Source organism: Geodermatophilus sp. SYSU D00710 (genome assembly GCF_054050195.1).
In genome coordinates, this window is the sequence record NZ_JBJGYX010000003.1 from 37,014 (window position 1) to 50,669 (window position 13,656).

Consider the following 13,656-nt stretch of genomic DNA (forward strand, 5'->3'; position numbering starts at 1 on the left):
CGCTACACGGTCTCGGGGATGCGGAGGTGGGCGAGGATCAGGTCGAACTCGTCGTGGTCGGTGATCTCCATCCGCATGAGGCGGGCGAAGTCGTCCCGGCTGGCGCGGGCGTGGGTGCGGCTGGCGGCCATGCACTCGCGGTCCTCGAAGGTGACGGCGGAGGAGGCCAGTCCCTTCTCCCGGTCGAGGAACAGGCTCACGCTGCAGAAGCCGGTGTAGCCCTCCATCCGCGGCACCATGATCGTCCGGTAGGCGTCGAGGATGCGGTCGACGTCGGCGGGGTCGGCCCGGCTCCACGTCACCCGGGTGGCCGCGCCCGACGGCGCCTCCGAGCGGCGGTGCATGACCGCGACCTCCCACTCCTGCACCTCCGGCGGGCCGCCGAAGATGCCGCCGGCCCGCTCGCGCAGCCCCTTCACCCCGTCCTCGCTCGCCGCCATCGCCTCGCGGTCGTGCCAGGACGAGGTGACGATGCAGCGCCCGGTCTCCCGGTCGGCCAGCATCGACAGGCCGACGTTGCCCGGCATGCTCGTGACCGCGGGCATCACCTCGTCGACGACGTACGAGATGCCGTCGTCGACGGTCATGGGTGTCCCGGTGAGCGTGGTCGAGCGTGCGTACATGCCGTCCTCCTGTCGGGACGGCGGCGCCCGCGCGGCACCGCCGCGTCGCACAGCCTGCTGGACCGGACGCGCCAGCGGAAGACCCCGGCCGAACCGGCCGGTCAGCGGCGGGTGATGTCCTCCCGGCGGCCGCGCGGCGAGGTCCGCGGAGGCCGCCGGCCGCTGGCCATGACGAGGCCGAGCACGCGGTAGCGGTGCGGCCGGTGGGGCTCGAGCAGGTCGAGCATGGCGGCGTCGTCGGCCCGGGCCCGGCCGGCGAGCACCCACGTCACCAGCGAGGGGATGCCGCTGTCGCCGGTAAGGACGGCGTCCCGGTCGCCCCAGGTGAGCGCGGCCAGGCAGCCGGTCGTCCACGGGCCGACGCCCGGGACCGAGCGCAGCGCCGCGGTGCCGGCGGCGACGTCGCCGTCGGCGAGGTCCTGGTGCCCGGCCAGCGCGGCGCCGGCGGCGACCAGCGTCTGCGCCCGCCGGCGCTCGAGACCGAGGCGGTGCAGGTCGGCGTGGGACAGCCGGGCGAGGGCGGCCGGAGGCGGCGGCGCCCACAGGCTGGGGACGCCCGGCGCGGGGGAGCCGTGGGTGGTCACCAGGCGGCGCCACTGGTCGGCGGCGTCGAGGCGGCTGATCCGCTGCTGCACCACCAGGCAGGCCAGGTCGTGCCAGAGCGTGCCGGTGCGGGCGATCCGGCGCCGGCCGTGGCGTCGCCACAGGTCGCGCAGCGGCGGGCCGGCGGGGTCGAAGCCGGTGACGTCGTCCTCGCAGCCGAGCAGTCGGGGAGCGCGCTCGAGCAGCCAGCCGGCGCCGTCCCCGAACGCCTCCACCCGCGCGGTGCCGGCGCCCGGCGTCCACGTGACGACGACGGTGCCGCTGCCCTCCGGCGTGCAGGTGGCCCGCTCGAACCGGCCGGGCGCCACCCGCGCCGTCGGGTCTCGGGGCAGCCAGAGGACCGAGCCCAGCGTCGCGGCGAGGTCGACGTCCCCGGTCGGGACCGTGCGGACGGCGCCGGGCGCGGACGGTCGGTGTCCCTCGGGCACCCGCCGATACTGCACCCGTGCAGACCGCGCTCGCCCTCGTCCACGACGCCGATCCCTCCCGGGGCTCCCGGCTGGTCGGCACGCTGCGGCCGGCGTTGGAGGCGCAGGGGCTGACCGTCGTCGTCGGCACGACCGTCGGGCCGTCGCCGCTGCTCACCGACCTGCCCGACCCGGCGGACCTGCGCACGCTGGTGGTGATGGGCTCGGGTGCGGCCGCCTACGACGACGCGGTGCCGTGGCTGGGCGCGGAGCTGGCCTACTTGCGGCGGGCGGTCGACGCGGGGACGCCGGTGCTCGGCGTCTGCTTCGGCGGACAGGCGCTGGCGCGGGTGCTGGGCGGGGTGGTGGCGCCGGCGCCCGCGGGCGAGCACGGCTTCCTCGACGTCGCGACCGCCGACCCCGCGCTGGTGCCCGCCGGGCCGTGGTTCGAGTTCCACGGCGACCGGTTCACCGTGCCCCCCGGGGCGGTCGAGGTGGCCCGGACCGGGCGCGCGGTGCAGGCGTTCAGCGCCGGCCCGCACCTGGGCGTGCAGTTCCACCCGGAGATCGACCCGGCCGCCTTCGCGGCGTGGGAGGAGACCTGGGCGCTCACCGGCCCGCCACCGCCGGAGGCCGCCGCGCTGGTGCCGACGCTGCGGCGGGAGGTCGCCGAGCGGGCGCCCGAGGCGGCCGCGGCCTGCGCCCGGCTGGTGGCGGCCTTCCTCGCCCGGGCCGAGGCGCTTCCCGAGGCGGCCGCCTGACCGGGCAGCATGGACCCGTGAGCACTGACCGGCACGGCCACACCCACCGGCTCGACCTCGCCGACGCCACCGTCCGCGAGTGGGACGCGACCGTCGTCGCCGTCGACCCCGAGCGGGGCGTCGTCCTCGACCGCTCCGCCTTCTACCCGGGCGGTGGTGGGCAGCCGCCGGACGAGGGCGTGTTGCTGTGGGGCGGGGTGCGCACGCGGATCGCCGGGACGGTGAAGGGGGACGACCTCTACCTGGTCCCCGTCGAGGGCGACCCGGTGCCGCCGCCCGGGACGGCGGTGCGCGGCGCGCTCGACGACGAGCGGCGCACCGCGCTGATGCGCACCCACTCGGGGCTGCACGTGCTCACCGGGGTCGTGCTGCGGGACTTCGGCGCGAAGGTGACCGGCGGCAACATGGAGCCGCTGACCGCGCGGATGGACTTCGACCTCCCCGAGGTGCCCGCCGACTTCCGCGACCGGGTGGCGGAGGCGGTGAACGCCGAGATCGCCGCCGACCGGCCGATCGAGGTGCGCACGCTGCCGCGCGAGGAGGCCTACGCGATCCCCGACCTCATCCGGACCGCGACCGACCTGCTGCCGCCCGACATCGAGCAGGTGCGCATCGTCGACATCGTGGGCCTGGACCTGCAGGCCGACGGCGGCACGCACGTGGCGTCCACGGCGATGGTGGGCCGGGTCGAGGTGGTGAAGCTGGAGAGCAAGGGCCGCGGGTTCCGCCGGCTCCGGATCCGCGTCGTCTGAGCGCCCGCACGCCTGGCTCCGGGAAACCGTGATCCACGAGCGGACGGATCCGATCCGGCTTAGTCTGCTCGTGTGCGGGGAGCAGACTCGGCACCGGTGGCTGTGAGGTCCGCAGTCGCCGTGCCCTGGCTGCGGAGGCTCCTCCTGCTGGCCTGCCTGGTGGCGGGCATCCACGCCGTGCTGCTGCTGGCGTCCTCCCCGGCGCGCGCCGAGGATCCCCTCGACCCCGCGGGCACCGCGCTCGGCGGTGCTGTCGAGGCGGTCGGCGTTCCCGTGGGAACGCCGCTGCCGGTGGTGGAGGACATCACCGAGGCGCCTGCCGAGGTGCCCGTCCCGGCGGTGGAGCCGCCGGCCGACGTTCCCGCGGAGACGCCGCTGCCGGTGGTCGAGGACGTCGCTCCGGTGGCCGAGGCCGTGACCGAGCCGGTGGCATCGGTCGTGGAGCCGGACGTTCCCGCGGGAACGCCGGAGCCGGTCACCGAGGGCGTCGAGTCGGTCGTCGAGTCGGTCGTCGAGCCCGTCGTCCCGCCGGTCGCGGCTCCGGTGGAGGAGCCGGTGGCCGAGGTCGTCGAGCCGGTCGTGCAGCCGGCGGTCGAGGTCCTCCCGCCGGTCGCCGTCCCGCCGGTCCCCGACAACCCCGGCCGGGGAAGCGGCCCGGTGCTCCCGCCGCAGGCGGCTCCCGTCGCGGAGGCCGTGGTCCCGCCGGTCGCCGCCCCGATCGTCGAGCCGGTGGCCGAGGCCGTCGAGCCGGTTCCCGTTATGCCCGGCCAGGGTGGCGGGCCGGTGGTCCCGCCGGTCGACGCTCCGGTCGTCGAGCCGGTCGTCGAGGTCGTGGAGCCGGTGGTCGAGGTCGGCGAACCGGTCCTCCCGCCGGTGGTCGAGGTCGTGGAGCCGGTGGCCGAGGTCATCCCGCCGGTGGCCGTCCCGCCGGTGGCCGTCCCGTCGGTTCCCGACGTGCCCGGCCACGGAGGTGGGCCGGTGCTGCCCACGCTCCCCACCCCGGTTGTGGACGTCGTGGTCCCGCCGGTCGCCGGCCCGGTGCTGGAGCCGGTCGTCGAGGTCGTCGAGCCGGTCCTCCCGCCGGTGGTGCTGCCGCCGCCGGACGTCGTGCACGAGGTCGTCGATCCGGTGGTTGATGTCGTCGTGCCGCCGGTGGTCGGACCCGTCGTGGGACCGGTCGTCCCCCCGATCGTGGAAGTACCCGGGAGCGGAGGCGGAGCGGTGCCGCCGCCGGCCATCCCGGTGGTGGACGTCGTCGTCCCGCCGGTGGTGCCGCCGCTGCCGGACGTCGTGCCCCCCGTCGTCGCGCCGGTGGGGGAGGTCTTGCCTCCGGTGCTCGCCCCGGTGGGGGAGGTCGTGCCTCCGGTCCTCGAGCCGGTGGTGTCCCCGGCGCCGGACGTCGTGCTGCCGTTGCCGGCTCCGGTCGTCGAGGTCGTGGCCCCGGTGCTCGCGCCGGTGGTCCTGCCGGTGGTGCCTGCACCAGAGGTCGTCGTCCCCGAGGTGGTCGTCCCCGAGGTGGTCGTCCCCGAGGTGGTCGTCCCCGAGGTCGTCGTCCCTGCGGCGGAGCCCGTGATCGAGCCCGCGACCGACCCGGTCTCCGAGCCCGCTGCCGAGGAACCGGCCGAGCCCGCCGTCGAGGCGGAAGCCACCCCCGCCGCAGCGGTCGGCGAACCGACCGCGCAGGCGCCCGTGGCCGTCACCGTCACGGCCGTCGACGTCGTCGTCGAGGTGGCGGGGTCCGCCGTCGCCACGATCGTCGGCGGCCCCACCGCCGCGGACCTGCCCGAGTTGGAGTCGGCGACCGCGCCGCCCGTGGGCACCGACCCGTCCCCGGCCGGCTCAGCTGCGGACACCAAGCGCGCGGACACCCGGACCGGCTCGCGGTCCGCCCCCGCGCGCGGCGACCCGCCGGCCGCTCCCGACCTGCCGGCCGAGCCCGTGTCCCCGGCGCCCGACCCCAGGCCGCCCGCGCCCGCGGCGCCGACGTTGTCGTCGTCGACCTCGGTCGCCGCCGTGGCGGCGGTGTGCCCCTGCGCGGCCCCGCCCGCCGCCTACTCCTTCGTCTGGGCACCGACGTCGCCTGCCGCCGTCGTGTCCGCTGCCCTGCGCGACCCGTCCTTCTCTCCCGACTGACCTCCCTGCCGGGCGTGCACCAGCCGCCGGCCGAGGTCGGGTCCTCCCCGCACCGCACCGTCGGCAGTGCGACGCCCTCCCGGGCGTGACCCTGACCTGGCACTCGCTGGGTCGGGGCCACCGGGCGGGGAGGTATCGGGGCTGGGGGTTCCGCGCGGCGGGCGTCCCGCCGGCTCGGCACCCCTGATCTCCCCGCCCGACATCCCAGGACGACGGGGGCGGTGGCGCACCGCCGCCCCGCCCCCGTCGACCGGGCACCTCGCCGTCACCGGGTCGTGCGGACACCCGGGTGTGTCGTCGTGTGTCACGACGACCCCCGGGTGCCTCCCGACGCCCGGAGGCGTCACGGTCGTCGGGTGGACGGCCCGCGGTTCCTGCTGGAGTGGCTCGAGCGGGAGACCCTGGCCGGCGCCGCGGCGCTGTGCCGACCCGGTGACGGCGCAGGTCGCGGCACCTGCGGGCGAGGAGTGCCGCGGAGCGATTCCTCCCGCTCGGCGCCGGCGTCGGGCACAGTCCCGCCCATGACGGCCTTCGTGATCGTGACCGTTCTGGTGGCGGTCTTCCTGATGATGCTCAGCTCGCGGCTGAGCCGGTCCCGTCCGCCCGGCCGCCACGCGCGTCACAGCGGGGGCGACGGCGGCTCGTACGGCGACGGCTCCTGGTCCGACGGTCACCACGGCAGCCACTCCGACTCCGGCGGGTGGGGCGACGGCGGTGGCGGGGGTGACGGCGGCGGGGGAGGCGGCGGGGACTGACCCGTCCGGCGGCGCGCAGGGGACACTTCCACGCGATCGGCGGCAGGGGGACCGTTCTCGCACGACGGCAGTCGTGGTGCTCGGAGCGGCGCCGCGGCTTCGACGCGGGCGGCGGGTACAACGTGGGCCGGTCCTCGCTCCGCCGTGCGCACGGCCCCGGGACGCTGGCGGCCGGCGGCTTCCTCGCCACCAGCGGTGACGGGGGCGGCGGCTCCGACGGAGGCGGTGGGGCGGCGGCGACAGTGGCGGAGGCGGGGACGGCTGACCCCGCCTCCGCCCGGGCTCAGTGCTGCCGCTCCTCGTCGGGGCGGTGGCCGATGCCGCCGGGACCCCGGTCGGCCGGCACCTCCTCGCCGGGCGCGACCGGGCCCGGCGGGGTGCCGTCGCCGAAGGGTGACCCGCCGAGCTCCTCGCGGCCGTGCGGGGTCAGCCAGGTGCCCGTGTCCGGGCCCATCGGGATGACCTGCGTCGGGTTGATGTCGGCGTGGACGACGTAGTAGTGCTCCTTGATCTGCGGGAAGTCGATGGTGTCGCCGAACCCCGGCGTCTGGAACAGGTCCCGCGCGTAGGCCCACAGCGCCGGCATCTCGGACAGCTTCTGCCGGTTGCACTTGAAGTGGCCGTGGTAGACGACGTCGAAGCGGGCCAGCGTGGTGAACAGCCGGACGTCGGCCTCGGTGATCGTGTCGCCCATGAGGTACCGCCGGGTCGCCAGCCGCTCCTCGAGCCAGTCCAGCGCCGTCCAGAGCCGCTCGTAGGCCTGGTCGTAGGCCCGCTGCGAACCGGCGAACCCGCACCGGTACACGCCGTTGTTGACCTCGGTGTAGACCCGCTGCATGACCTCGTCCATCTCGTCCCGCAGGTGCTCGGGGTAGAGGTCGGGTGCGCCGTCGCGGTGGTGCGCCGTCCACTGCGTGGAGAAGTCCAGCGTCATCTGCAGGAAGTCGTTGGTGACGACGGCCTTCGTGGGGACGTCGACCATCGCCGGCACCGTGATGCCGCGCGGGTACTCCGGGTCGCGGGCAAAGAAGGCTTCCTGCAGCCGCTCGTAGCCGAGCACCGGGTCGCGGCCGCCGGGGTCGAGGTCGAAGGTCCAGCTGCGCTCGTCGTGCGTGGGCCCGCAGATGCCCATCGAGATCACCGGCTCCAGGCCGAGCAGGCGCCGCACGATCGCCGCCCGGTTCGCCCACGGACAGGCGCGGGCGATGACCAGCCGGTAGCGCCCGGGCTCGACCGGCCACGGTCCCGAGCCGTCGGCGGTGATCCGGTCGGAGATGTAGTTGGTGTCGCGGCTGTACTCCTGGCCGCCGGTGACGTATCCGGATCCGCTGTCGTCGCTCACGTGATCAAGCCTCGCCGACGGCGGGCTGGCGCGCCGGGTGGAGTGCTGTGACGCGCGTCCTCACGCGGCGGAGTGGGCGGGGACCGGCCGGCTGAGTCGTCCTGGAGACGCTCGTGCTCTGCCTACACCTGTGTGCAGAGCACGAGCGTGCCGACCACTACAGCCGGGACGTCGTCGCGTCGTCCTCCCGCCCGTCGAAGTACTGCTCGAGCACCGCGCGGAAGACCGGCTGCGACGGGTCGGCGCGCGCGAACAGCGTCATCGACGAGCGCAGCTTCACCGCGTCGACCGGACCGAACACCGTCACGGGGTCGCTGCCGTCGAGCCCGGTGAGCGCCTCGGCGCACTCGACCAGCCGCGGGCCGAGCACCGGGTGGGCGAGGTAGGCGCGCGCCTCGTCGAGCTCGCTGATCGCGTAGTGCTGCGCTGTCGGACTGCGGCCGAGCCCGGCCACCTGCGGGAAGACGAACCACATCCAGTGGCTTGTCTTGCGCCCGGCGCGCAGCTCGGCGAGCGCCTGCGGGTAGGTGCCGGCCTGGGCGTCGACGAAGCGGGACAGCCGGTACGGGTCGTCGGTCATCTCTTCCTCCCGGAGCGTCTCCCGTCCGACTCCGGCGGGAGGGCCGGCCTGCTCCTCAGCCGGGAACGACCGTCACCGGGCACCGGATACCCGGTGCCCGACCCAGCCGCCCGTCCGCGGTGACGACCGCACAGTCCAGCGCCTCGGCGAGCGCGACGTACGTGGCGTCGTACGCGGTCACGTTCTCCCGCAACTGCCAGACGCGGTCGAGCAGGCCGCTCATGGGCTGGCGGGTGACGCCGAGCCGACGCCAGGTGTCGAGCGCCGCCCACCCCTGGTCGGCGGTCATGCTGTCTGCGGCTACCAGACGGCGCAGTGCGCTGGTCACCTCCGCGTCGACGAGGTGCGGGACGTGGACCTGTTCCTCGCTCAACAGTGCGCGTGCGGGTCCTGCGTTCAGGAGCGCTGCCACGACCGCTGACGCGTCGGCGACGATCACCGTCCGGTGCGGTCGGCGTCCAGTGCCTCGAGGACGTCCTGGGTCGGGATGCCGAGGTCGGGAAGAGCTCTGAGCAGAGCCGGGTTGTCTGCCCGTCGCGAGACCGCAGTCAGCTCGCGGACAGCGAGGGCGGCCACCGACATCGCCTCACGGTCGGCCATGCGCTCGAGGCGTTCCACCACGTCGTCCGGGACGTTGCGCAGATAAAGGGTCCGCATGTCGCAGAATGCTAGCAGCTTGCAAGCGGTGTGCGCTCAGTCGTAGGGGTCGGTGAGGACCGCGGTGGCCTCGACGACGTCGAACGTGACGGGCGGACCCTCGGTGGTCGTGGTCCCGGGGACGTCGGCCGGCGCGCTGCCGTCGACGGTGAAGGTCGCGCCCCACGTGACGGTGAGGCCGGCCGTGTAGGTGCCGGACCGGTACAGGTGCTCGGCGGCGTGGTCGGGGTAGGCGCCGCCGGGCTCGGTGCTGGTGAGGGTCGGCACTGCGGGGTCGCCGGTGCGCCAGGTGTACTGCTCGGCGCGGGCGACGGTCACCACGGAGAAGCCGCGGATGTCGACGGTGAACGTCTGCGTGGCGGGGGAGTCGGTCCAGAAGACGACCGGCAGCCCGGACAGCCCGCTGCCCGGCGGCGCGTGCTGCGTGCGGAGCTGCGGCAGCGGCAGCCGCTGGAAGTAGGTGAACACCTCCTCCGGCGAGGGCGGCGGGTTCAGCGCGGTGATGTCGATGCACGCCGTCCGGACGTCGGCCCAGTCCTCCAGTAGGTCACCGGGAGCGAACCCTGCCGGTACTTCGACGACGGCGGTCCCATCAGGACGGACGACCGGGCGCTGCTGGACGGTGAGGAAGCGGACCACCTGGCCGGGCTCCGCCGGGCACTCCTGGAAGTCGAAAATCCCGCAGAAGCCATTACGTTCGTCAGCGAGCACACACGGCTGGCGTAGCCGCCACACGTAGTCGACTGCTGCAGCCCCGACAGCGCCGACGACCTCGGGGACACGACCTCCCGAGAACGCCGTCGTCACAGCACCATCATCGAGTCCTGTCTCAGGGCACTTGGAGTAGCTGCAGTCGGCACCAGCAGGCTCCGCGGCGACGAGGATGAATGCTGCGACGCAGAGCCATGCAAACAGGCAGCGGATGGCTTGCTTAATCATCCGTACCCAAAACTCGTGACGATCCAGGACTGCTGAGCGGAGGACCAGAGGAGGTCGATGCCGCCAGCAATGTTCGGCGCAACTTCCTGTCCTTCGTCGACCGGCACCCCGTTCGCATCGATCCGTTGCACAGCTTCCTGCCGGATGCCGAACCCAAAGGCTGCTGCCTCTCCATCAAGCCTTGGTGTTGTCACGTCGTTGAGCGTCAGCTCACCGCCCTGGTACTGATAGCCAGCCGCGGCGGTCTCGTCAAATACTCGCGCGATGCGCTGACACTCGCCGCAATCCGGCCCGAGTTCGCGCAAGGGTTGGCCAGCGGGGATGGACTGCTGCCGCTCCAGGAGGTCGATCCAGTAGCGGAGGAACGCCTCGGCGCCTGCGGCGTCCTGGGTGCGGGCCTCCGGCGGTACCGGGAAGTCGGCCGGGCCGACCGCGGGCAGCGCCTCGGTGGTGGGCGCCGCGGAGGTGGCCGACGGGAGCGTCTCGCTGGGGGCCGGGTCCGAGGAGCCGCACCCGGACAACAGCGCCGTCCCGAGTGCGACGGCCGCTGCCGTCAGTCGCATTCCCCCGCGGTGATCACGCACGGCTGGGGACGATAACCAGAACGGGGCCGTCATCCGGGCACCCCTGTGGACGAGCCACCCGAACGGTGGCCGGCCGAGTCGATCATCGGATGCGTGCCGCTCGCGCCGGCGTGTCCGCACGTGTCCCGTGCACTCAGCCGATGATCAACAACCGACCCAAGCCCACGTCACGCCGGCAGCAGCGCCTCCAGGCCCTGCTCCGAGTCGGCGGCCAGCGCCCGCCCGACCGCGACCGCGTGGGTCATCCGCAGCGACCCGGCCAGCCACAGCAGGACGTCGTGCAGCCGCAGCCGGGTCAGCGGCCGGCCGAGCAGTGTCGCCGTCGCCGTCTCAAGCACGGTGAACGCGGCCGCGTTCGCCACCAGCTCCCGGTGCACCACGGCCTCCGGTCCGCTGTCACCCTCGGCCACGTGCCCGTACAGCTGGCGCCGCGTGACGCCGTCCAGCAGCGGCACCAGTGCCGGGTGGCGGTGGTGCAGCGCCGCGCGCACGTGCCGCCCGCCGACGTCCCGCAGTGCCGCGCCGACCGTCCCTGGCTCGGCGAGCACGGAGAACTCGTCGGCGGGCAGCTCCCAGAACGCACGACCGGCGGCGCGGTCCACCATCCCGCGGAGCGTCGGCCAGACCTCGTCCATCGTCGTGCGCACCTCCCGCCACCCGGCCGGGTCGAGCCGCCCGTGCAGTCCCTCGGCGACCAGCACGTCGCGGTCGGTCGGGTGGTCGGCGGTCTCCGGCGGCTGGCCGTCGAAGCGGTCGAACGCGTAGGCGAGCACCTGCACCCACCGGCCCTGCGGGTGGCTGGGCGAGCGGAAGAACAGCGGGCGGCGGCCGCGTGCGTACCCGAGCACGGCGGCCAGGGCGGTGGCCAGCGGGACCGGGTCGGGTCCAACGCTGGGGAGGACGAGGGCGGAGCCGTGCCCCCGTCCCCCTGTCACGGGTGCATTCCTACCGCGTCGCCGGCGCCGATGAGTCCTGCCGTGCGGGACGGTCAACCCGACATGCAGACGACCGACCTGGGTCCGGCGACCGCCGAGGTGGCGCGCGTCGTGGCCGGCATCCGCGACGACCAGTTGACCGCGCCGACGCCGTGCGAGGGCGCCTCCGTGGCGGGTCTCCTCGGCCACCTCGCCGGACTCGCGTACGCCTTCCGCATGGCCGCCGAGAAGACGCCCGTCGACGGCACCGCCTCCACCGACCCCACCCACCTGCCCGCCGACTGGCGGACGTACGTCCCCGCGCAGCTCGCCGAGCTGGCCGCCGCGTGGGACGACCCGGCGGCGCACGAGGGGATGACCGCGGCCGGCGGCGTCGACATGCCCGCCGACATCGCCGCCGTCGTCGCGCTCGACGAGGTGGTGGTGCACGGCTGGGACCTGGCCGTCGCCACCGGCCAGCCCTATGTCGTCGACGACGCCGCGGCCGAGGCGTGCCGCGCGTTCGCCGAGTCCTTCGACGACGACCGGCCGCCGGACCTGTACGGCCCGGTCGTCCCGGTGCCCGACGACGCCCCGGCGCTGGACCGCCTGCTCGGGGCCACCGGCCGCGACCCCGGGTGGAAGCCGCCGGTCTGAGACCTTCGACCCTGGCCGGTTCCGGAGAAGGGTGCTGGAGTGCTCCCAGGCCGGGGGATGGGGGAAGGCCGTGCGCAGGCAACTGCTGGCCGGGGTCGCGGCGCTGGTGCCACTGCTCGCGGCGACGCCGGCGGTCGCCCAGCAGGAGCACCCGTTGGGGGCTCCGGTCTACCTGGCACTGGGCGACTCCGTGGCCGCGGGCGTCGGTGCGGTGCCGTACGTGACGGGATACCCGGAGCTGCTCGAGGACCGGCTCGACGACGGGTACAACCCGTTCGCCGACAGGGCGACGCCGCACGCGCCCGTGGACTTCGAACTCGTCAACCTGGCAGTGGGTGGCGCGACGACGACGAGCCTGATCGCCGAGCAGCTGCCAGCAGCGCTCGACCTGATCGAGAAGCGGAACGGCGACCGCAACCCGCGGAACGACGTCGAGGTCATCACGGTGACCATCGGCGGCAACGACGTCGTGCGGCCCGCGATCGCGGCGTGCCTCCTCGATCCCACGCCCACCGACTGCCAGGCCACGGTGGACGCCGCGCTGGCCGGGGTCCGCGCGCGGCTCACCGCGATCCTGGGACTTCTGGTCACCGTCGCCGGTCGCGACACCGAGGTCGTCGTGACGACGTACTACAACCCGATCGGCTCCTGCGACCTGGGCAGGAACCCCGCCGCGCCGGTGGTCGCCGACGTCGTGCTGGAGGGCGGCGCCGTCCCGGGCGTGCTGTCGCTGCAGGCGGGGCTCAACGACGTCATCCGCCAGGTGGCGCGGGAGACCGGCGCCCAGGTGACCGACCTGTACGGCGCGCTCGAGCCGGAGGACTACGTCGGCGGCCGCGACTGCCTGCACCCCGACCCCTCGGGTCACCAGGTGATCGCCGACGAGGTCTTCGCCACGCTGGCGAGGTGACGCGCCGGCCGCGGTGGGTCTAGCGCAACCGCCACAGGGTCGGCTCGCCGCGGCAGTCGCTGACCACCGACACGCGGCCGGCGCGGTCGACGTCGGCGCCGTCGACGGCACCGCTGTCGCACAGCTCGACCTCGGAGAGGACCTCGCCGGCGGCCAGGTCGACGGTGCGCTGCAGCACGCGCGGCACCTCGGCGTCGGCGACGGTGTCCACCAGGGTGGCGACCTCGGTGGCCGGGTCGACGACCACCGCGGCCGGCAGGTCACCGGGCACCGTGGTCAGCACCTCGGCGCCGCGGGTGATCGAGACCTCACCGGTCCGCCCGACGGTGCCGTACACCTCGCCGTCGGCGACGGTGAGCGGGCCGGCCGCGCCCGGGCCGAGCGGCGCGTCGGCGACCACGCCCAAGGCGGCGTCGACGGTGAGGACGGACGCGCTCCGCCCGGTGTCGACGGCGGCGACGACCCCGCCGTCGTCGGTGCCGCGCAGGTCGCGCGGGACCCCGGGCAGCTCCAGCTCGCCGCGGACGGCGCCGGTCGCGGGGTCGACCGCGAGGAGCCGGTCGGGCCGGCCGACCCCGCTGAGCGCCAGGTACAGCACGCCCGCCCCGGTGACGGCGTCCACGGCCGCGACGTCGGCGGCGCCGACCGTGCCCACCGGCTGCGGCGAACCGGCCCCCTGCGCGCCCGCGGCGACGAACGCGAGCCGCCCGTCGGCGACGCCCACGACCACGACGCCCTCGCCCGCCGCGGCGACGACGGTGAGACCGGGCCGCTCGGCGTCGAGGCCGGGCACCGGGACGGCGGTCGTCGTGCCGTCGGCGGCGACGTCGGCCAGCACGAGGTCCCCGCCGGGCGGTGCGAGCAGTGCGACCGACCGGCCGTCCTCGGTGGCGGCCACGTCGACGGTGGCGGCCTCCGCCCCGGCGACCCCGGCCAGCGACACCGTCGCCGGCCGGGGGACCGCCGTGCCCTCGACGACCGATCCGCCGCAGCCGGTCAGCAGCAGGACGGCCAGCAGGAGCCCGGGACCACGGCGCAC

Annotated in this window: 16 protein-coding genes; 6 read left to right on the forward strand and 10 right to left on the reverse strand. The window is 75.2% G+C overall.

The window, feature by feature from the left end:
* Nucleotides 1-2: 2 nt before the first annotated feature.
* Both ACI78U_RS02070 and ACI78U_RS02075 read right to left on the reverse strand, forming a co-directional pair.
* Nucleotides 3-623, reverse strand: coding sequence for a hypothetical protein (locus tag ACI78U_RS02070; protein ID WP_456873625.1), 621 nt, complete (start codon nucleotides 621-623; stop codon nucleotides 3-5).
* A 101-nt stretch (nucleotides 624-724) separates the two neighbouring features.
* On the reverse strand, nucleotides 725-1,654 hold the full coding sequence (locus tag ACI78U_RS02075) for a hypothetical protein (protein ID WP_456873626.1): 930 nt from the start codon (nucleotides 1,652-1,654) through the stop codon (nucleotides 725-727).
* Between the two features lie 17 nt (nucleotides 1,655-1,671).
* Between ACI78U_RS02075 and ACI78U_RS02080 the strand changes: the two genes are divergently transcribed.
* The 4 genes from ACI78U_RS02080 to ACI78U_RS02095 all read left to right on the forward strand — a co-directional run bounded on the left by ACI78U_RS02080 (nucleotide 1,672) and on the right by ACI78U_RS02095 (nucleotide 6,034).
* Nucleotides 1,672-2,394: a type 1 glutamine amidotransferase gene (locus ACI78U_RS02080; protein WP_456873627.1), complete on the forward strand. Its 723-nt coding sequence runs from the start codon at nucleotides 1,672-1,674 to the stop codon at nucleotides 2,392-2,394.
* Between the two features lie 17 nt (nucleotides 2,395-2,411).
* The gene (locus tag ACI78U_RS02085; protein ID WP_456873628.1) at nucleotides 2,412-3,146 is read left to right on the forward strand and encodes an alanyl-tRNA editing protein; all 735 of its coding nucleotides are present in this window, start codon (nucleotides 2,412-2,414) and stop codon (nucleotides 3,144-3,146) included.
* 120 nt (nucleotides 3,147-3,266) lie between these two features.
* The gene (locus ACI78U_RS02090) at nucleotides 3,267-5,279 is read left to right on the forward strand and encodes a hypothetical protein (protein WP_456873629.1); all 2,013 of its coding nucleotides are present in this window, start codon (nucleotides 3,267-3,269) and stop codon (nucleotides 5,277-5,279) included.
* Between the two features lie 521 nt (nucleotides 5,280-5,800).
* Nucleotides 5,801-6,034 (forward strand): hypothetical protein, encoded by a 234-nt coding sequence (locus tag ACI78U_RS02095; protein ID WP_456873630.1) that lies wholly within the window; start codon nucleotides 5,801-5,803, stop codon nucleotides 6,032-6,034.
* A gap of 283 nt (nucleotides 6,035-6,317) precedes the next feature.
* On the opposite strand, the gene ACI78U_RS02100 is transcribed toward ACI78U_RS02095, so the two are convergent.
* The 7 genes from ACI78U_RS02100 to ACI78U_RS02130 all read right to left on the reverse strand — a co-directional run bounded on the left by ACI78U_RS02100 (nucleotide 6,318) and on the right by ACI78U_RS02130 (nucleotide 11,071).
* Entirely contained in the window at nucleotides 6,318-7,376 is a 1,059-nt protein-coding gene (locus ACI78U_RS02100) for a glutathione S-transferase family protein (RefSeq protein WP_456873631.1), read from the reverse strand.
* Between the two features lie 157 nt (nucleotides 7,377-7,533).
* A complete protein-coding gene (locus ACI78U_RS02105; RefSeq protein WP_456873632.1) occupies nucleotides 7,534-7,956 on the reverse strand; it encodes a DUF1810 domain-containing protein in 423 nt (140 codons plus the stop codon).
* 55 nt (nucleotides 7,957-8,011) lie between these two features.
* Entirely contained in the window at nucleotides 8,012-8,395 is a 384-nt protein-coding gene (locus ACI78U_RS02110; protein WP_456873633.1) for a type II toxin-antitoxin system VapC family toxin, read from the reverse strand.
* Nucleotides 8,392-8,613, reverse strand: coding sequence for a hypothetical protein (locus tag ACI78U_RS02115; RefSeq protein ID WP_456873634.1), 222 nt, complete (start codon nucleotides 8,611-8,613; stop codon nucleotides 8,392-8,394). The genes ACI78U_RS02110 and ACI78U_RS02115 overlap by 4 nt, the downstream gene beginning before the upstream one ends.
* Nucleotides 8,614-8,649: 36 nt before the next feature.
* Nucleotides 8,650-9,324, reverse strand: coding sequence for a hypothetical protein (locus ACI78U_RS02120; RefSeq protein ID WP_456873635.1), 675 nt, complete (start codon nucleotides 9,322-9,324; stop codon nucleotides 8,650-8,652).
* A gap of 224 nt (nucleotides 9,325-9,548) precedes the next feature.
* Nucleotides 9,549-10,136 carry a hypothetical protein gene (locus ACI78U_RS02125; protein WP_456873636.1) on the reverse strand — a complete coding sequence of 196 codons (588 nt, stop codon included), beginning with the start codon at nucleotides 10,134-10,136 and terminating at the stop codon, nucleotides 9,549-9,551.
* 167 nt (nucleotides 10,137-10,303) lie between these two features.
* Nucleotides 10,304-11,071 carry a DUF6308 family protein gene (locus tag ACI78U_RS02130; protein WP_456873637.1) on the reverse strand — a complete coding sequence of 256 codons (768 nt, stop codon included), beginning with the start codon at nucleotides 11,069-11,071 and terminating at the stop codon, nucleotides 10,304-10,306.
* Nucleotides 11,072-11,134: 63 nt separating this feature from the next.
* Between ACI78U_RS02130 and ACI78U_RS02135 the strand changes: the two genes are divergently transcribed.
* Together ACI78U_RS02135 and ACI78U_RS02140 are read left to right on the forward strand one after the other, a co-directional pair.
* The gene (locus tag ACI78U_RS02135) at nucleotides 11,135-11,707 is read left to right on the forward strand and encodes a TIGR03086 family metal-binding protein (RefSeq protein WP_456873638.1); all 573 of its coding nucleotides are present in this window, start codon (nucleotides 11,135-11,137) and stop codon (nucleotides 11,705-11,707) included.
* 70 nt (nucleotides 11,708-11,777) lie between these two features.
* Nucleotides 11,778-12,617, forward strand: coding sequence for an SGNH/GDSL hydrolase family protein (locus ACI78U_RS02140; RefSeq protein ID WP_456873639.1), 840 nt, complete (start codon nucleotides 11,778-11,780; stop codon nucleotides 12,615-12,617).
* A 19-nt stretch (nucleotides 12,618-12,636) separates the two neighbouring features.
* Here the strand turns inward: ACI78U_RS02140 and ACI78U_RS02145 are convergent, their stop codons facing one another.
* The gene (locus ACI78U_RS02145) at nucleotides 12,637-13,656 is read right to left on the reverse strand and encodes a hypothetical protein (protein WP_456873640.1); all 1,020 of its coding nucleotides are present in this window, start codon (nucleotides 13,654-13,656) and stop codon (nucleotides 12,637-12,639) included.

Bases quoted from the DNA above. Each gene is read 5' to 3' on its own strand.
- ACI78U_RS02095 (WP_456873630.1), top strand. From the start codon at position 5,801: ATGACGGCCTTCGTGATCGTGACCGTTCTGGTGGCGGTCTTCCTGATG.
- ACI78U_RS02135 (WP_456873638.1), top strand. From the start codon at position 11,135: ATGCAGACGACCGACCTGGGTCCGGCGACCGCCGAGGTGGCGCGCGTC.
- ACI78U_RS02105 (WP_456873632.1), bottom strand. From the start codon at position 7,956: ATGACCGACGACCCGTACCGGCTGTCCCGCTTCGTCGACGCCCAGGCC.
- ACI78U_RS02115 (WP_456873634.1), bottom strand. From the start codon at position 8,613: ATGCGGACCCTTTATCTGCGCAACGTCCCGGACGACGTGGTGGAACGC.
- ACI78U_RS02070 (WP_456873625.1), bottom strand. From the start codon at position 623: ATGTACGCACGCTCGACCACGCTCACCGGGACACCCATGACCGTCGAC.